This is a genomic window from Acidovorax sp. SUPP1855 (assembly GCF_030158955.1).
GTDB lineage: Bacteria > Pseudomonadota > Gammaproteobacteria > Burkholderiales > Burkholderiaceae_C > Paracidovorax.
Window position 1 is genome coordinate 49,045 of sequence record NZ_BQXI01000020.1, and the last position, 17,316, is coordinate 66,360.

12 protein-coding genes are annotated in these 17,316 nt (G+C 67.8%); 3 read left to right on the forward strand and 9 right to left on the reverse strand.

The window, feature by feature from the left end:
- Nucleotides 1–69: 69 nt before the first annotated feature.
- The 6 genes from AVMA1855_RS17170 to AVMA1855_RS17195 are packed head-to-tail and all read right to left on the reverse strand — an operon-like array spanning nucleotide 70 to nucleotide 10,365.
- Nucleotides 70–6,483 (reverse strand): hybrid sensor histidine kinase/response regulator, encoded by a 6,414-nt coding sequence (locus AVMA1855_RS17170; protein ID WP_284426638.1) that lies wholly within the window; start codon nucleotides 6,481–6,483, stop codon nucleotides 70–72.
- Nucleotides 6,484–6,530: 47 nt separating this feature from the next.
- Nucleotides 6,531–8,810: a methyl-accepting chemotaxis protein gene (locus tag AVMA1855_RS17175; RefSeq protein ID WP_284426639.1), complete on the reverse strand. Its 2,280-nt coding sequence runs from the start codon at nucleotides 8,808–8,810 to the stop codon at nucleotides 6,531–6,533.
- Between the two features lie 21 nt (nucleotides 8,811–8,831).
- Complete coding sequence (locus AVMA1855_RS17180; RefSeq protein WP_284426640.1) at nucleotides 8,832–9,359, reverse strand: chemotaxis protein CheW; 528 nt, start codon at nucleotides 9,357–9,359, stop codon at nucleotides 8,832–8,834.
- Nucleotides 9,360–9,376: 17 nt separating this feature from the next.
- Nucleotides 9,377–9,742, reverse strand: coding sequence for a response regulator (locus AVMA1855_RS17185; protein ID WP_092741674.1), 366 nt, complete (start codon nucleotides 9,740–9,742; stop codon nucleotides 9,377–9,379).
- On the reverse strand, nucleotides 9,742–10,140 hold the full coding sequence (locus AVMA1855_RS17190; RefSeq protein WP_092741676.1) for a response regulator: 399 nt from the start codon (nucleotides 10,138–10,140) through the stop codon (nucleotides 9,742–9,744). The genes AVMA1855_RS17185 and AVMA1855_RS17190 overlap by 1 nt, the downstream gene beginning before the upstream one ends.
- A 51-nt stretch (nucleotides 10,141–10,191) precedes the next feature.
- Entirely contained in the window at nucleotides 10,192–10,365 is a 174-nt protein-coding gene (locus AVMA1855_RS17195; protein ID WP_272567365.1) for a rubredoxin, read from the reverse strand.
- 95 nt (nucleotides 10,366–10,460) lie between these two features.
- Between AVMA1855_RS17195 and thiD the strand changes: the two genes are divergently transcribed.
- The 3 genes from thiD to AVMA1855_RS17210 all read left to right on the forward strand — a co-directional run bounded on the left by thiD (nucleotide 10,461) and on the right by AVMA1855_RS17210 (nucleotide 14,111).
- Nucleotides 10,461–11,414 carry a bifunctional hydroxymethylpyrimidine kinase/phosphomethylpyrimidine kinase gene (thiD, locus tag AVMA1855_RS17200; protein ID WP_284426641.1) on the forward strand — a complete coding sequence of 318 codons (954 nt, stop codon included), beginning with the start codon at nucleotides 10,461–10,463 and terminating at the stop codon, nucleotides 11,412–11,414.
- A complete protein-coding gene (hemL, locus tag AVMA1855_RS17205; protein ID WP_272567360.1) occupies nucleotides 11,398–12,711 on the forward strand; it encodes a glutamate-1-semialdehyde 2,1-aminomutase in 1,314 nt (437 codons plus the stop codon). The genes thiD and hemL overlap by 17 nt, the downstream gene beginning before the upstream one ends.
- A 173-nt stretch (nucleotides 12,712–12,884) precedes the next feature.
- On the forward strand, nucleotides 12,885–14,111 hold the full coding sequence (locus AVMA1855_RS17210; protein WP_284426642.1) for a pectate lyase: 1,227 nt from the start codon (nucleotides 12,885–12,887) through the stop codon (nucleotides 14,109–14,111).
- A gap of 106 nt (nucleotides 14,112–14,217) precedes the next feature.
- Here AVMA1855_RS17210 and purH read toward each other — a convergent pair whose 3' ends face one another.
- The 3 genes from purH to dusB form a co-directional block, all read right to left on the reverse strand.
- On the reverse strand, nucleotides 14,218–15,843 hold the full coding sequence (gene purH / locus AVMA1855_RS17215; protein ID WP_284426643.1) for a bifunctional phosphoribosylaminoimidazolecarboxamide formyltransferase/IMP cyclohydrolase: 1,626 nt from the start codon (nucleotides 15,841–15,843) through the stop codon (nucleotides 14,218–14,220).
- An 84-nt stretch (nucleotides 15,844–15,927) separates the two neighbouring features.
- Nucleotides 15,928–16,161 (reverse strand): Fis family transcriptional regulator, encoded by a 234-nt coding sequence (locus AVMA1855_RS17220; protein WP_005799570.1) that lies wholly within the window; start codon nucleotides 16,159–16,161, stop codon nucleotides 15,928–15,930.
- On the reverse strand, nucleotides 16,158–17,207 hold the full coding sequence (gene dusB / locus AVMA1855_RS17225; protein ID WP_284426644.1) for a tRNA dihydrouridine synthase DusB: 1,050 nt from the start codon (nucleotides 17,205–17,207) through the stop codon (nucleotides 16,158–16,160). The genes AVMA1855_RS17220 and dusB overlap by 4 nt, the downstream gene beginning before the upstream one ends.
- Between the last annotated feature and the right edge of the window lie 109 nt (nucleotides 17,208–17,316).

The window sequence follows — 17,316 nt, forward strand, 5'->3', positions numbered from 1 at the left end:
TCAGCCCCCTGGATGAAAAGAAAAAGGGCCGCTCGAAAGCGGCCCTCATGGCGGTGGCAGCAGGGTGGCTCAGGCCACGGCCGCTTCGGCGGCTGCCCGCGCGTAGTGCTGCACCAGGCTCAGCAGCTCCTCGTCCGAATACGGCTTGCCCAGGTAGTGGTTCACCCCCAGTTCGGCCGCATGCTCGCGGTGCTTTTGCGCGATGCGCGAGGTGATCATGATGATCGGCAGATCGCGCAGCACCGCATCGGCACGGATGTTTCGCGCCAAATCGAAGCCATCCATGCGCGGCATTTCGATGTCGGACAGCACGACGGTCGGGCGCTCTTCCTGCAGCCGCTCCAGGGCCTGCAGGCCATCGGCCGCCAGCACGACGCGGTAGCCTTCGCGCTGCAGCAGGCGCTGCGTGACGCGGCGCACCGTGATCGAATCGTCCACCACCAGCACCAGGGGCACCTGGCTGGCCGCCGACAGGGCCGGCACCACCGCCTTGCGCTCGCCATCGCCGCCGCCTTGCGCTTCGGCACCGCCGGCCGGCGCCGACAGCGCTGCCAGCTGGGCCCGCACCTGGTCGCCGTACACCGTGGACAACGCCACCGGGTTGTAGATCAGCACGACGGCACCGGAGGCCAGCACCGACATGCCCGCCAGACCCGGCAGCCGCGACAGCTGAGGCCCGAGGTTCTTCACCACGACTTCCTGGTTGCCCAGCACTTCGTCCACGTGCACCGCGATGCGCTGCGACGCGCTGCGCAGCACCACCACCGGACGGGTCTTGCCCGAGGTCTCGCTGCTGCGCTGCGAAGACTGCAGCAAGGCACCCGCCCAGAAGAAGGGCAAGGCCTCCACGCCGTCTTCGAACGCGCCATGCTGGTAGGCGGCGTCCAGCTCGCTGGCGGTCGTGCGGCGCACGATCTCCACCAGGTTGGCCGGCACGCCGATGGTCAGGTCGCCCGCGCGCAGCATCACCACCTGCGTCACGGCCGTGGTGAGCGGCAGCACCATGCGGAAGGAAGTGCCCTGCCCCGCCGTGGTGTGGGTCTCGATGCGGCCGCCCAGGGCGTTGACTTCGGCCCGAACGACGTCCATGCCGATGCCCCGCCCGGACAGGCCGGTGATCTCGTTCGCCGTCGAAAAGCCCGGCGTGAAAATCAGGTTGGCGGCATCGGCCGTGCTCAGCTCGGCGTCCGCGGGGATCAGGCCCTGGTCCACGGCCTTGGCCCGGATGCGGTCGATGTTCAGGCCCGCGCCGTCGTCGCGGAACTCGACCGAGACGTCGTTGCCTTCCTGGTGCAGGTCCAACGTGATGGTGCCCGACGCCGGCTTGCCCGCGGCCGTCCGGACCTCGGGGGCCTCGATGCCGTGAGCCACGCAATTGCGCAGCAGGTGTTCGAAGGCGGGCGTCATGCGGTCCAGCACGCCCCGGTCCATCTCGATGGAGCCGCCGGAGATGTCCAGCTTGATCTGCTTGCCGGTCTCCTTGGACGCCTGGCGCACCACGGCGTACAGGCGCTCGGAAATGCCTTCGAACTCCACCATGCGGGTGCGCAGCAGGTCGCGCTGCAGTTCGCGGGCCTGGCGGCCCTGCGCGATCAGATCGTCTTCCGCGCCTTCCATGGAGCGCTGCAGGTTGCGCTGCACCGTGGCCACGTCGTTCACCGACTCGGCCATCATGCGCGTCAGTTCCTGCACCCGTGTGAAGCGGTCGAACTCCAGCGGATCGAAGCCTGCGGCCGAATCCTTGGACAGCGCCAGGCGCGACTGCATCTGCGATTCCGCCTGCACCTCGATGTCGCGAAGCTGCTGGCGCAGGCGATCCAGGTTGCCCGACAGATCGGCCAGCGAACCCTTCATCTGCCCCAGGCGCACATCCAGGCGCGAACGGGCGATCATCACCTCGCCCGCTTGGTTGACCAGCCGGTCGAGCAACTGGGCACGCACGCGCACCGACTGGCTCGACACGGGCCGCACGGCCGTGAGCTGCGAGGCCGCCGGCAGGCGCACCGCGGGCAGCTTCTGCAGCACCGGTGCCTCGGGGGCCTCTGCCGACGACGACGACAAGTCCTGCCGCTCGGAGGCGGGCACGGGCGCCACGGCCACGGGCTCGACCAAGCCTTGCGAGCCGATCTTGCGCAGCGCATCGAAGCTGGCCTGCAGGCCGTCGAAGCTGGCCAGCAGGGGCTCGATCAGCTCCGCCTTGGGATCTTCGACGTCGATCTGCTCGACGGCCGACTCCAGGCGGTGGGCCATCTCGCCCAAACGCATGGCACCGGCCAGCCGCGAGCTGCCCTTGAGGGTGTGCAGGGCGCGCAGCAGTTCGCTGCGGGCGCCCAGGTTCTCGGGCCGGGCGGCCCACTGCCGCAGCGCGGCGCCCAGCACCGGCAGCAATTCGATCGCCTCTTCCTCGAAGATGGGGAACAGGTCCGGGTCGATGACGTCCAGCGCGTCGATGTCGTCGTCGATATCGGACGACTGCGCCACCGCATGGGCGATGGCCGCGTCCACCTCGTCGTCGTACGGGTTGGACACCACGACCGACAACGCAGGCGCCACGTAGCCGCGGGCCACCGGCGCAGGCACGTCTTCGGGCTCGAACGGGGCCTCTGCGGAATCCGTCTGGGCCTCTTGCACCGGTTCCGGCAAAGCCTCTTCGCTCGGCGCGTCGGCCTCGGCGGTCTCCTCGACCGCCGGCACCTGCACGGGTTCGGCAGGCAGTGCTTCGGCCGGGGGCAGTTCCTGCAAGGCCTGCGCAGGCTCGTCGGCCAGGGCCTCGCTCTCGCTTTCCAGCGCGGCCAGGCCGCTGCCGACCTCGGTCTGCAAGATCTCGCGCAGCTCGGCCAGCACCTGCTGGTTCGGCTCTTTCAGGAAACCTGCGGCGAACTGGTGCAGCAGGCGGCGGATGTCGTCGGCCGCCGCCAGGAACACGCGGGCCTGGTCGGCCGTGCCTTCCCCGCGCAACTGCACGTGCTGGAGCGCATGCTCCAGGGCGCGCGCCATTTCCGACAGGGCATGGAAGCCGACGGTGGCCGAGCTACCGGCCAGCGAGTGCGCCAGGGCCACGGCCGTGTCGGGCAGCGGTTCGTGCAGTTCCAAAGCCCATTCCTGCAGGCAGGTGGCCAAGCGGCGCGACCATTCGTCGGCCTCGTTGAGGTACACGTTGTACAGCGGGATGCCGATGCGCAAAGTCTCGATGACCTTCACCGCCTCGTCCTGCGCGGCCGCTTCGGCGTCGGCATCGGTATCGGCATCGGCGACCGGTTCGGCCGGTTCGGCCGGTTCGGCCGGGACCTCATCGACCCCATCCTCCATGGCTTCCACGACCTCGACCATGTCCCGCACGGAGGCCATTTCGGGCTCGGGCTGTGGTTCTGGCTCGGTTGCGAGATCGTCCTGGTGGGCGGCGGTATCCGGCAACGCACCTGCCGCGTCGGACTCCAGTTCGGGCACGTCCAGCAGAGAGTCATCCGCGGCCAGCTCGGGCAAGGCCTCGGCCGCCAGGTCTTCGGGCAGGTCCAGCGCCAGATCGGCCAACTCGGCCTGCGACAGCTCGGACAGCGCCGCAGGTTCTGCCGCGTCCACCAGCACGTCGTCGAGCGAAGGCAGCGGCACGTCCTGCACCGGCTCCTGCGCAGGGGTCTCGGCGACCGGGGGCAATTCTTCCGCCAGGGCCTCGGCGAACACCGAAAAGTCGATGTCTTCGGCCATTTCGGGCGCTGCGGCTTGCGCAGGCTCTTGCGGCGCTGGTTCGGCACCGGCCAGCTCCGGCATTTCGGTGTCTGCGAAGTCGAGCATCGGCGGCTCGTCTTCGAGGATCAGGTCGAACTCATGGGCCGGCACGGATGCCGTCGCGGGTTCGACGGCCTCGGCGGCTTCGATGGTCTCGGCAGCAGCGGGGGTGGCTTGCACCTCCGGCGTTTCGGCAGGCAGATCGATCTCGGGCAAGGGCTCCGGCAGGTCCTCGGCCACGGTCGGCACCGGCTCGGCCGGCGTTTCGGCCACGACGCCACCGGCCGAGGGCACGGCCAGCGGCAGGAAGGTGCCGGTGTCGCGCATGGCTTCGGCCGATGCGTTGAACGCCCGGGGTTGCCAGGCCGAGGCATCGCCCGCGGCAATGTCGTCCGCCCAGGCACCGAAGGCCCGCAAGGCCTCGCCCGACAATTGCAGCAACGCCGGGGGCATGGGCTTTTGCTCTGCCAGCCAGGCGTTGAGCACCTGCTCCATCGACCAGGCCGCTTCACCGAAGGCATCCAGGCCGACCATGCGCGAGCTGCCCTTGAGCGTGTGGAACGCGCGTCGCAGCGTGGTCTGTTCGCTCAGGTCGGCCGGCTTGGCCTTCAGGGCGTCGACCGCGGCCAGTCCGTTGGCCACCACTTCGCGCGCTTCTTCCAGGAAGATGTCGAGCAGCTCGTCTTCCTCATCGTCCTGCGTGGCATCGGCAGCCGCCACGGGGGCCGGTGCGGGCGCCGCAGGCGCGGGAGGAAGGCTCTCCACGGGTTCGATCGCGGCCGGCGGGGCCTCGGCCAGCGCCGCTGCGGAGGAAGGCAATTCCAGCACTTCTTCCAGCGTCGGGGCCAGTTCGCCCAGCGACTCCTGCACCACCTTGGGTGCAGGCTCCACGCGGGGAACGATTTCGGGCGCGACCACGGGGCCGCGCTCTTCGACCTTGGCGATCAGTTCCTCGGGCGCATCGGTGGCACGGCCACGGGTGCGGCCCATGAGAATGCGCAACTCGCCCAGCTCTTCGTCATAGACGAACAGCTTGCGGGCCATGGTGCGCTGGTAGCTCAGCATGTCGATCAGGAAGCCCAGGGCCCCCAGGCTGCTGCCCAGCTTCTCGAACACCTGCTGGCGCTCGGATTCGGGAACCTGGCCAATCAGCAGACGCTCGACGGTGTCGCGCATGCGCAGCACCGCCAGCGATGCCTGGTCGAGGCCCAGCACCGACAGCACACCGCGCATCTGCGCCAAGCGGCCCGGCACGGGCGCCAGCGTGGACAGGTCGTCCGGGCTGCGGAAATACTGGTCCAGGGCCTTTTCGGCTTCGCCGAGCGTGGACCGGAGCTCGTCCACCACGCTGCCCATCGTCTGGTGGTCGCTGACGCGGCGGTACAGCTCTTCCATCCAGGGCTCGAGTGGGGCCGATTCGCCGCCCGCGGTCACGTTGTCCAGCCGCTCCGCCAGCCGCGCGGCGCGGTCCGCCATGTATTCGTGTGCCGAGTCCAGCTCTTCGAACGTGGCCTGCAGGTACAGCACGGCCGTCGCCACTTCCATGGCGAGGGCTGGCGACGGAGGCTCTCCGGAGCGGGTGGTCACCTCCACGGCGCGGGTCAGTGCCTTGGCGAGGCTGTCGCTGCCCGGGTGCAGCTTGGACAGCGAATCGCACACCAGGCTGAACTGGTCGGTGGCCGGCTTGAGCTTGTTGCGGTCACCGCCTGCGAGGGCCGACCAGGTTTCGGTGGCGGCCGACATGCGCTTGCGCGCCTGGGCCAGCAGCGCCGGATCGAACAGCCCGAACCGGGGGGTTTCGTAATCGACGGCCTTGAACCGGTCCAGGCCGAACGCCTGGCGCACGGCCTGCAGGGCCGATCCATCGCCCGCGGGTTCGTTGGCCGCCAGCGGCCGCGCCTGGGAGCAGAAAAAGAGCAGGTCCTGCACCAGCCGGTCCGCAATGGTCGGATCGCCCTTGGCCAGGGTGGCATATTGCATGAGCACGCGGGAAGCCACTCGCTTCACGTACAGATCGGGGTTGAGGCGGCCCTTGGAGAGCGCCTCGAAGAAGCCCGCGCAGATCTTCCAGAACGCGCGCGACTGGCGGTCCGACTGCGATGCCACGAAGGCCAGGCAGATGTCGCGCAGATCGCTTGCCGCGGTCAGGTCGCCCGTCTTGACGATGCGCAGCACGGCCGAGTCGAGCCGCGCACGCGCCTCGGGGCCGTAGTCGAGCGGCGGCACGGACACGGCGAAGTCGGGCTCGCGAAAGCGCCTCTCCACCGGCCACAGGTCGGCCGGGTGCACACGTTCCGCACCCGCCAGCGCCTGGGCATCGCGGTATTGGGGAAACAGCGCCACCGGCGAGACGGATTTGCCCGCCAGCACGCTTTCCAGGTATTCGACCAGCGCGAAGCTCGCGCGCTCGATCACGCCGGCGGCTTCGTCGCTGCACAACTCGGGCCGGTGCACGAACTTCTGCACCGCTGCCTCCATGGCACGCAGCACGAGCGCGGGCGGGCCCATGCCCACCATCTCCAGCGCCCCGCTGGCCTGGTGCAGTTGCTGCCGCGCGATGCGCAACGTGCCGGCGTCGAGCGACGCCAGATCGGATTCGCGTGCCAGCTCGGCGTCGCGCACGAAGCGGCGCATGGCCTTGACGGCGCCGTCGAGGGACTTGCGCAACTCATCGAGCACCCAAGCAAGAGGACCCAGGTCCTGCTCACCCTGGGTCCAGTCTGCGGCGGGTGCGTTTGCGGCGTCAGTAGATGACATGGATTCGTCCCCGGCTCCGCGAGCCAGTTCGTTGATGGGTCCGCGCGTCAGGCGATCTTGAAACGTGCAACCGACTGGCGCAGCTCTTCAGCCATGTGCGACAGTTCGCGCACCTGCTGGGCCGTCGTGCGGGTGCCCTCGCCGGTCTGTTCCGTCACCGCAAAAATGTGCTGGATGTTGTCGGCCACTTCGTTGGCCAGTTCGGCTTCGCGGGACGTGGAGGACGAAATCTGCTCGATCAGGTCGGCCAGGCGGCGCGACACGCGATCGATCTCGGTCAGGGCCGTACCGGCGCTGTCGGACAGTCGGGCCCCTTCCACCACACCCTGCGTGGAACGCTCCATGGCGGCCACGGCATCCTGCGTGTCGGTCTGAATGGCCTTCACCAGCGCCGAGATCTGGCGCGTGGCATCGGCGGAGCGCTCGGCCAGCCGCTGCACTTCTTCCGCCACCACCGAGAAGCCGCGACCGGCTTCACCGGCCGATGCGGCCTGGATGGCGGCGTTCAGTGCCAGCACGTTCGTCTGCTCGGTAATGTCGGAAATCAGCTCGGTGATTTCGCCGATCTCCTGCGACGATTCGCCCAGGCGCTTGATCCGCTTGGAGGTGTCCTGGATCTGGTCGCGGATGGAATTCATACCGCCGATGGCGTTCTGCACGGCTTGCAGGCCGGAATCGGCCGCTTGCAGCGACTGGCGCGCCACCGAGGCGGATTCCTGCGCCTGCGTGGACACTTCGTTGATTCGGCTCGCCATGTCGAGCACCGAGCGGCCGGTTTCGCGAATTTCGCGCAGTTGCTCGGTCGAAGCGGCCAGCAGCTCGGTCGAGGTGCTGTCCACCTGGGACGTCGTCTGTGCCACGCGGGTGGCCGTGTTCTGCACGCTGCCCACCAGCTGGCGCAACTCTTCCACCGTGTAGTTCACCGAGTCGGCGATGGCGCCGGTGATGTCTTCCGTCACGGTGGCTTCCTGGGTCAGATCGCCTTCGGCGACCGACTGCAGTTCGTTCATCAAACGCAAAATGGCGGCCTGGTTGGCGTCGTTCACGCGCTTGGCTTCCTGCTCCTGGCGGCGGGCGTCCTTTTGCTGCGATTCGGCAGAGGCCTGGCGCGAACGGCTGTCCATCAGCTGGACGCGCGAGATGCCGATACCGCACAACAGCACGAACAGGCCGGCGATGGCCAGCGCAGCGAACTGGCCGGCACCCAGGCCCGTCTGGGACGACAGCTTGGTCTGCAGGCCTTCCAGCTGGCGGCGCAGCGGTTCGCTGTCGGCAATGATGGCGGACTGCGCTTCACGGGCGGACACCAAGCCTTGCAGGTTACCCAGAATGGCGCTGGCTTGCGAACGCGTCTGTTCGTAGAGCTTGATCAGGCTTTCCAGCTGCTCGCGGGTCTGCGCGTCCCGGGTGGCGGCCAGGCGCAGGTCGGCGCTGCCGTCCAGCATGCCCTGGGCGATTTCCTTGAACGAGTTCAAGTCCTTGCCCAGCAGGAACACGGCCTCGGGGCTCACGCCTTCGGTGGTCTGGAATTCGTTGGCGGACTTGCCGATGCGCTGGGTCAGCATCACCAGCTGGCCGGCGGCGGAGATTTCAGCGGCCGGGGCGTTCTGCTGCAGCTTGAGCGAGGAGATCGTTTCGGCGATTTCCAGCAGGTCGGACGACTGGCGGTTGATGGTGCGAAGCGCGTCGCCCACCTGCGTCAGGATCTTCTGCTGGCCCATCACCACGCTGGCGTTGCGCTCGGCCCGCTCCATCAGCGGCGTCACGGCCTCCAGGTCGGGCTTGAACGTCTCGCCCAGCGCCTGCACGTTGCGTTCGTTGTCGCCGCTGTTCAATGCGCGCACGTCGCGTGCAAGCGAGCCCGAGCTTTCCATCACGTCCGGAAAGGCCTGTGGGCTGCCCACCAGCGCCTGCGAAACGGATTTGGCCAGGCGTTGCGACTGCATCAGCGACTGGCCGGTCGCGGCCAGCTGCTGTGCGGAACGGTCGGCCTGCTGCAGCACCCAGCCGGCGATCGCCGCCAGCACGATCACGCCGATGGCCAGCAGCATCAGCAGGCGGCGCTGGTGGCTGGCGGCCGTGGCCCGGCCCAGCAGGGGCAGCGAGATCAGGTCTTCGTCGGCGACTTCGCCCTCTGCGAACTGCGAGATCGCAGAAGGGTCACCCTGCACGCTGTTCATGGCGTCCGCCTGGTAGGAGTCACGCAGCGAGGACGCGTCGGACGTCAACGGATCCAGTCCGGCATCCGCTCCCGAAAGCCCTGGCTTGGCATCCGGCTCGGCGGGCTTGCGGTTGAACATTTTTGCAAATGGGTTGACGACGGACATGGTGCGGCCTTACAGAAAAACTCAAGCACTGATGCTGAGGAAAGCGGGGTGTTGGGACAGGGCTTGCAGGTTGAGCTCCTGCCATTGGACTCCCTGGGAATCCAGATACGTGGTGCCGTAGAACGGGGGCGCGTCTTCGGCGGGGGGCTCGGAGGAAACGAAGGCTTCCGTGCCGCGCAGGCCGGCCAGGCGATCGACCAGCAGCGCGGCGTTCACATCGAGCACCGCATTGAAAGCCAGCAGGCTGGCATCGGCCAGCGCCTGCTCAGTGCGGTGGGACGGCAAACCGAGCAGACCTGCCAGATCGACCACGCCGATCAGCGAGCCGCGCAGGTTGGCCACCCCGAGGAACCAAGCATGGGTATAGGGCACGGCTTGCACGCCCGCCCAGGGAAAGATCTCTCCCGACTGGCCCAGCGGCAGCAGGAAACGGCGCCCCGCCGACTCGACGGCCAGCCAGGACGAAACAGACACACCCTCGCCCCGCGCCGCCTGCAGGCGGGCTGCAAGGCGGGTCTGGAGCTCTCTCAGCGCTTCACGGTTGGCCATGGACGGTCCGGGCGCTTTTAGTTCAGTGCGTCGATCTTGGCTTGCAGCTCGGCAGGATCCACCGGCTTGGTGATGTAGCCGCGAGCGCCCTGGCGCATGCCCCACACCCGGTCGGTTTCCTGGTTCTTGCTGGTGCACATGATGATCGGCACGTCAGCGAACTGGGGGTCGCGGGTGATGGCGCGCGTGAGCTGAAAGCCGTTCTGGCCCGGCATCACGACGTCCATGAGGATCAGGTCGGGCTTTTCTTCCGCGAGGCGGCGGAAGGCTTCTTCGGCATTTTCCGCGGTGCGGACCTGCATGCCCTTTTTTTGCAGCAAGTCGGTCAGAAACATCAACTCGGTCTTCGAGTCGTCAACGACCAGTACTTTCTGGATAGGCATTACATCGCTCCTTGTTGGGCATTACCGAACTGCTGAACTGCTTTCAGCAGCTGGTCTTTGGTAAATGGTTTGGTGAGATATTCCTGGCACCCCACCATGCGTCCACGCGCCTTGTCGAAAACGCCGTCCTTGGAGGAGAGCATCACGACGGGCGTGTCGGCGAAGCGCGCGTTGCGCTTGATGATGGCGCAGGTCTGATAGCCGTCCAGCTTGGGCATCAGGATGTCGCAGAAGATCAACTGGGGCTGGTAGTCGTTGACCTTGGCCAAGGCATCGAAGCCATCGTCGGCGAGCAGCACTTCGTGGCCACCCTGCTTGAGAAAGATTTCTGCGCTGCGGCGGATGGTATTGCTGTCATCCACGACGAGCACCTTGAAGGATGCGCCTGTTGTAGTCAATTTCGTCACCGCTCCTGAAGGGGAAATAACAACGCTGGCAGGAGCCGCGCCTCAGATCTGGACCATTTCGAAGTCTTCCTTGCGAGCGCCACACTCCGGACAGGTCCAATTCATGGGCACTTGATCCCACGGCGTATTGGGCGCTATTCCGTGCTCAGGAGAACCTGTTGCCTCGTCATATATCCAACCGCAAATCAAGCACATCCAGGTTTTAGGGTCCGTCACAGCTTAAATGGCCTTCACATAGAATGCAACGATTGTATCCAAGCATCTCAACGGGAAGGCAGTTTCCGTGCCAACCGTTACGCTGGTGCGGCGCCATGACCACAGATTCCCCCCTCCCTCCAGACCTCTCCCCATCCCCCGATGAAGCCGATGACGACGGCGCCACCCCCGCCTGCGTGATGGTGTTCAACGCCAACGACCCGAGCGGGGCCGGCGGGCTGACGGCGGACATCGCCACCATCGCCTCCGTGGGCGGCCACCCGATCGCGGTGGCCACGGGCGCCTACATCCGCGACACGGCCGAGATCTTCGACCACTACGCCTTCGACGACGAGGCGGTGGCCGAGCAGGCCCGCACCGTGCTGGAAGACCTCACCGTGCAGGCCATCAAGGTGGGCTTCGCGGGCAGCCCCGAGAACCTGAGCGCCATCGCGTCCATCGCGTCCGACTACGACGACGTGCCCGTGATCGCCTACATGCCCAACCTGTCCTGGTGGCGGGACGACCTCATCGACCAGTACCTGGACGCCTTTCAGGAACTGCTGCTGCCCCAGGTCTCGCTGTTGGTAGGAAACCACAGCACCCTCTGGCGCTGGCTGCTGCCGGACTGGACCAGCGAGAAAAAGCCCTCCGCGCGCGACCTGGCCATGGCCGCGTCCGAACTGGGCGTGCCTTATGTATTGGTGACCGGCATTCCCGCGCCCGAGCAGTTCGTGGAGAACGTGCTCGCCTCACCGCAAACGGTGCTGGGCAGCGGCAAGTTCGAACTGTTCGAGGCCACCTTCGCCGGTGCCGGCGACACGCTCTCGGCCGCCCTGACGGCGCTGGTCGCCAGCGGCAACGACCTGGGCGAGGCCACGAGCGAGGCGCTCGCCTACCTGGACCGCTGCCTGGACGCCGGCTTTCGCCCGGGCATGGGCCACATCATCCCCGACCGCATGTTCTGGGCGCAGCCCGACGACGACGAGGATGACGAAGACGGCGAGCCCCCCACCGACCCCACCGCCATCGACGGCTTCGTGATGCCACCCCATGACACCCAGCACTGACCTCAACCTCTCCCTGTTCGAACGCGCCAAGGCGCTCATCCCCGGCGGCGTCAACTCGCCCGTGCGGGCCTTCAAGGCCGTGGGCGGCACGCCGCGCTTCGTGCAGCGTGCGCAAGGCGCCTACTTCTGGGACGCCAACGGCCAGCGGTTCATCGACTACATCGGCTCCTGGGGGCCGATGATCCTGGGCCACGGCCACCCGGCCGTGCTCGAGGCGGTGCAGAAGGCGGCGGTCGAGGGCTTCAGCTTCGGCGCCCCGACCGAGCGCGAGGTCGAGCTGGCCGAGGCCATCATCGCGCACGTGCCGTCGATGGAGATGATCCGCCTCGTCAGCTCGGGCACCGAGGCCGGCATGAGCGCCATCCGCCTGGCACGCGGCGCCACGGGCCGCAGCAAGATCATCAAGTTCAACGGCTGCTACCACGGCCATGCCGATGCCCTGCTGGTGAAGGCCGGCTCGGGCCTGGCCACCTTCGGCCACGCCACGAGCGCGGGCGTGCCGCCCGAGGTGGTGCAGCACACCCTGGTGCTCGAATACAACGACATCGCGCAACTGGAGGAGGCCTTCGCCCTGCATGGCCGGGATCTGGCCTGCCTGATGATCGAGCCGATCGCCGGCAACATGAACTTCGTGCGCGCCAGCGTGCCGTTCATGCAGCGCTGCCGCGAGCTGTGCACGCAGTACGGCGCACTGCTGGTGTTCGATGAGGTCATGACCGGTTTCCGCGTCGCGCTGGGCAGCGCCCAAAGCCTGTACGCCCGGAGCATTCCCGGCTTCCAGCCCGACCTCACGGTGCTGGGCAAGGTGATCGGCGGCGGCATGCCGCTGGCGGCGTTCGGCGGGCCGCGCGCGATCATGGAGCACCTGGCGCCGCTCGGGCCCGTGTACCAGGCCGGCACGCTGTCGGGCAACCCCGTGGCGACGGCCTGCGGCCTGGCCACGCTGCGCGAGATCGCCCGGCCGGGCTTCTATGACGCCCTGGGCGCACGCACCCGCTCGCTGGTCGAAGGCCTGGCGCAGGCCGCGCAGGCGGAAGGCGTGCCGTTCAGCGCCGACAGCGAAGGCGGCATGTTTGGCTTCTTCCTGCTGCCCGAGCTGCCGCAGAACTACCCCACGGTGATGGCGACGGACGGCGCGCGGTTCAACACGCTGTTCCATGGCTTGCTGGACCGCGGCGTGTACATCGCCCCGGCGCTGTATGAAGCCGGCTTCGTGAGCAGCGCGCACACCGCGCAGGACATCGACGAGACCGTGGCGATCGCGCGCGACGTGTTCCGCACGCTCGCCGCCCGCTAGGGACCGAGCCGCCCGCGGGGCAATCACCGCCCACCCACGGCGCTTCGGGTGGTGCGGCGCCGCTTCGTGCGGCCGCCCTGCAAAGCAGGCGCGCGGCGCACAGTGTTCGCGAAGCCACGCATGTTGCGTGGCATTTTGACCGACGGCCCGTTCCGCCGGGATCGCGAGCACCCATGAGCCCCATCGACCTTCTTTCTTCCTTCAGTGCCTGGAACACCCACCGCAAGGCCCAGGTCCAGTCCGGAAATTCCCCGTCCTCCGCCTCGGGCACCGACAGTCAGACGCTGCAGAAAGCCATCGAGTCCCTGCTCAAGGGGTTCCTGGAAAAGCTGATCAAGGACTTGACCGGCCAGCAGGGGTCCGGTTCATCCGGCGGCTCCGGCGGCGGGTCGCCGTCCCCTTCGCCGGCGCCATCTCCGGCCCCGTCTGCCTCGCCCTCGCCCGCCGCCGCGCCTTCTTCGGGACCGTCCCCCGGCGCAGCCACGCCAGCGCCCGCGCCCACGCAAGCCCCGGCGCCGACGGCAGCGGCGCCCACGCCCGACCCGTCCACGATCACGAACGCGCCCAAGCCATCGCCGACGCCTGCACCGCCGCCCCCCACGGAGGTGGGTTCGGGCGGCAAGGCACCGGCGACCGCGCCGTCGTCAGCCCCCACGCCAGCCCCATCCCCGTCAACGAATTCAGCCGTCACCAAGCCGCCGGCGAACATGAAGGTCGCCGAGCCCACGGGCGTGGAAGAGGTGAACAAGCCCATCATCGTGAAGGCGGGCACGACCTACGACGGGCAAGGCAAGCTGTTCAACGCCGGCGCCGGGCTGAACGGCGGCGGCACCGCCGAAACGCAGTTGCCGATGTTCATCCTCGAGCCGGGCGCATCGATCAAGAACCTGCAGTTCAAGGGCGGGGACGGCATCCACCTGCTGGGCGATGCCAAGCTGGACAACGTGCACGGCCTGCAGACCGGGGACGACTTCGTCACCGTGGACGGCGCGGAGAACAAGGCGGTCGACGCCCAGCGCGCCGGCATCTCGGCGAAGGACCTTCCGAGCGGCCCGGCCCAGGTGGAGATCACGAACTCGTCGTTCCAGAACAGCCACGACAAGGCGATCCAGATCAACGGCGACGTGAACCTGAAGCTCCAGGGCATCTACGCCGACAACATCGGCCAGCTGGCGGTCACGCGCGGCGGCTACCCGATCACGGCGAACGTGGACATCTCCGATTCGACCTTGCAGAACCTCAAGGCCTTCACCTTCCGCTTCGACTCCAAGCACTCCACCGTCAACATCTCGAACACCGACGTGGACGGCGGCAAGACGCCGGTGAATGTGATGGCGGGCGACCCCAGCAAGGTCCATGGCGCCGGCAGCGTGCGCCAGTCCGTGCAGACGGTCGGGTGACCTGACGCGCCGGAACGGCGAAGGCCCTGCCAGCGCAGGAAGGCAGGGTCTGCCTTTCCCGCGCTGGCAGGGCCTTCGCGCTTGGGGGAGGTTCCTGCCGCCCGGCTCAGTGGCGGAAGTGGCGCACGCCGCTGAACACCATGGCCACGCCGCGCTCGTCGGCGGCGTCGATCACTTCCTGGTCGCGCATGCTGCCGCCGGGCTGGATGACGCAGGTCGCGCCCGCGTCCACCACCACGTCCAGGCCGTCGCGGAAGGGGAAGAACGCGTCGCTCGCCACCACCGTGCCGGCCAGCGACAGGTTGGCGTGCTGCGCCTTGATGCTGGCGATGCGCGCCGAGTCCAGGCGGCTCATCTGGCCGGCGCCCACGCCCATCGTCATGCCGCCCTTGCAGAACACGATGGCGTTGCTCTTGACGTACTTGGCGACCTTCCAGGCGAACAGCAGGTCTTCCATCTCTTCCAGCGTGGGCTGCTTTTTCGTGACGACCTTGATGTCGATCATCGACAGCTCATGGTTGTCGGCCGACTGCAGCAGCATGCCCGAGCCGATGCGCTTGGCATCCATGGCGTTGCGGCCACGGTGCCAGGGCGTGTTGCTGCCCAGCGCGTATTCCGCCGCGTCCAGCGCCGGGGGCAGCGCGATCTTGAGCAGCCGCACGTTGGCCTTGGCCTTGAAGACCTCCAGCGCCTCGGCCGTGAAGTCGGGGGCCATCAGCACCTCCACGAACTGCTTGGCGATCTGCTGCGCCGCCGCGCCGTCCACCGGGCGGTTGAAGGCGATGATGCCGCCGAACGCGCTGGTGGGATCGGTCTGGAACGCCTTGCCGTAGGCGCCCAGGGCGTCGAGCCCCACGGCCACGCCGCACGGGTTGGCGTGCTTGACGATCACGCAGGCCGGCACGTCGAAGCTCTTGACGCATTCCCAGGCGGCGTCGGCGTCGGCGATGTTGTTGTACGAGAGTTCCTTGCCCTGCAACTGCACGCCGGTGACGATGGAGCCGGGCGCGGGGTACAGGTCGCGGTACAGCGCGGCCTGCTGGTGGCCGTTCTCTCCGTAGCGCAGGTCCTGCACCTTGGTAAAGATGCCGTTGCTCTGGCCGGGGAAGGCGGTGCGGGCGGGCACGTAGTCCTCGGCCAGCTTCTCGGCCTCGAACGTGACGGACGAGAGGTAGTCGCTGATGGCCGCGTCGTACTGCGCGATGCGGTTGAACGCGGCGACCGACAGGCCGAAGCGCAGGGCATCCGACAGCTTGCCCGACGCCTTCAGCTCGCCCAGCACGCTCTCGTACTGCGCGGCGTCGGTCACCACGCCCACGTCCTTCCAGTTCTTGGCAGCGCTGCGCACCATGGCGGGCCCGCCGATGTCGATGTTCTCGATCGCGTCGGCCAGCGTGCAGCCGGCCTTGGCCACCGTGGCCTCGAAGGGGTAGAGGTTGACCACCAGCAGGTCGATGGTGTCGATGCCGTGCGCGGCCAGCGCGGCCATGTGCTCGGGCAGCTCGCGGCGCGCCAGCAGGCCGCCGTGCACCTTGGGGTGCAGCGTCTTCACGCGGCCGTCCAGCATTTCGGGGAACTGCGTGACCTCGGCCACTTCGGTCACGGGCAGGCCGGCCTTGGCCAGCAGCTGGGCGGTGCCGCCGGTGGACAGCAGCCGGATGCCCAGCGCGTGCAGGGCCTGGGCGAATTCAACGATGCCGGTCTTGTCGGAGACGGAGAGAAGTGCGTTCATGGCAGGGGGTGGGGTTTGATTGAAATCGGGCTTCAGCACAATATCCACTAGGGCATATTGCTATTAAATATGCAGCAACCGCTGTTACAGCAGCTTGTGCTCCACCAGCTTCTTGCGCAAGGTGTTGCGGTTCAGTCCCAGCCATTCGGCGGCGCGGGACTGGTTGTTGTCGGCGTGGCTCATGACCACTTCCAGCAGGGGCTTTTCAACCACGCGCACCAGCATGTCGTACATGCCGTCCGGCGTCTCGCCCCCTAGGTCGCGAAAGTAGCCCTGCAGGCTCTCCCGCACGCACTCTTCGATGTGTTTCTTGCTCATGCCGCCAGGTCTTCCTGTTTTTCGCTGGGGTCTGCGTCCTCGGTGTGCGCGGGGGGCAGCCGGTCCATCCGTTGCCCGATCGCATCCAGATAGTGGGCCACCGCGTGCCACTGTTCGGAGCAGTCCTCGATGGTGTTGATGTGTTGCCTGAACGCCTCGCCGCCGGGCAGGGCCCGCACGTACCAGGCGATGTGCTTGCGCGCGCTGCGCATGCCGGTGAACTCGCCGTAGAGGCGATAGTGGTCCTGCAGGTGGTCCAGCAACAGGCGCCGCACCTCGGCCACCAGCGGCGGCGCCAGGTGCTCGCCCGTGGCGAGGTAGTGGCCAATCTCGCGGAAGATCCACGGCCGACCCTGCGCCGCGCGCCCGATCATGATCGCGTCGGCGCCCGTGGCGGCCAGCACCTCACGCGCCTTCTCGGGCGAGGTGATGTCGCCGTTGGCCACCACCGGCACGCGCACCGCGGCCTTCACGGCGGCGATGGTGTCGTACTCGGCCTGGCCTTTATAGCCCTGCTCTCTCGTGCGGCCGTGCACCGTCAGCATCTGGATGCCCACGCCCTCGAACGCCCGGGCCAGGGCCACGGCGTTCTTGTGCTCCTGGCTCCAGCCGGTGCGCATCTTGAGCGTGACGGGCACGTTGCGCGGGGCGCAGGCCCCGACGACGGCCTCGGCGATCTCCAGGGCCAGGGCCTCGTTCTGCATCAGGGCGGAGCCCGCCCATTTGTTGCAGACCTTCTTGGCCGGGCAGCCCATGTTGATGTCGATGATCTCGGCGCCCCGGTCCACGTTGTAGAGCGCGGCCTCGGCCATCATCTGCGCGTCGGTGCCGGCGATCTGCACGGCGATGGGGCCGGGCTCGCCCTCGTGGTTGGCCCGGCGCGAGGTCTTGAGGCTGTCCCACAGGTCCTTGCGCGAGGTGACCATCTCGCTCACCGCGTAGCCCGCCCCCAGCGCCTTGCACAACTGGCGGAACGGCCGGTCCGTGACGCCCGCCATCGGGGCGACGAACAGGCGGTTCGCCAAAGGAATGTGGCCGATGTGCATGGGAGGGGGGAGGCAGCGCGTGCTGAAAAAGGAGGCAGGATTGTAGCTGCTCAAAATTTCAGCAAATGAAAAGTGCGCGCGGCGCCGCCACCGCCCCCCATCGGCGGCC

Excerpts from the sequence above, each read along its gene's own strand:
- dusB (WP_284426644.1), bottom strand. The coding sequence starts at position 17,207 with ATGCACATCGGCCACATTCCTTTGGCGAACCGCCTGTTCGTCGCCCCG.
- purH (WP_284426643.1), bottom strand. The coding sequence starts at position 15,843 with ATGAACGCACTTCTCTCCGTCTCCGACAAGACCGGCATCGTTGAATTC.
- AVMA1855_RS17220 (WP_005799570.1), bottom strand. The coding sequence starts at position 16,161 with ATGAGCAAGAAACACATCGAAGAGTGCGTGCGGGAGAGCCTGCAGGGC.
- thiD (WP_284426641.1), top strand. The coding sequence starts at position 10,461 with ATGACCACAGATTCCCCCCTCCCTCCAGACCTCTCCCCATCCCCCGAT.
- AVMA1855_RS17175 (WP_284426639.1), bottom strand. The coding sequence starts at position 8,810 with ATGTCCGTCGTCAACCCATTTGCAAAAATGTTCAACCGCAAGCCCGCC.
- hemL (WP_272567360.1), top strand. The coding sequence starts at position 11,398 with ATGACACCCAGCACTGACCTCAACCTCTCCCTGTTCGAACGCGCCAAG.
- AVMA1855_RS17210 (WP_284426642.1), top strand. The coding sequence starts at position 12,885 with ATGAGCCCCATCGACCTTCTTTCTTCCTTCAGTGCCTGGAACACCCAC.
- AVMA1855_RS17180 (WP_284426640.1), bottom strand. The coding sequence starts at position 9,359 with ATGGCCAACCGTGAAGCGCTGAGAGAGCTCCAGACCCGCCTTGCAGCC.
- AVMA1855_RS17185 (WP_092741674.1), bottom strand. The coding sequence starts at position 9,742 with ATGCCTATCCAGAAAGTACTGGTCGTTGACGACTCGAAGACCGAGTTG.
- AVMA1855_RS17170 (WP_284426638.1), bottom strand. The coding sequence starts at position 6,483 with ATGTCATCTACTGACGCCGCAAACGCACCCGCCGCAGACTGGACCCAG.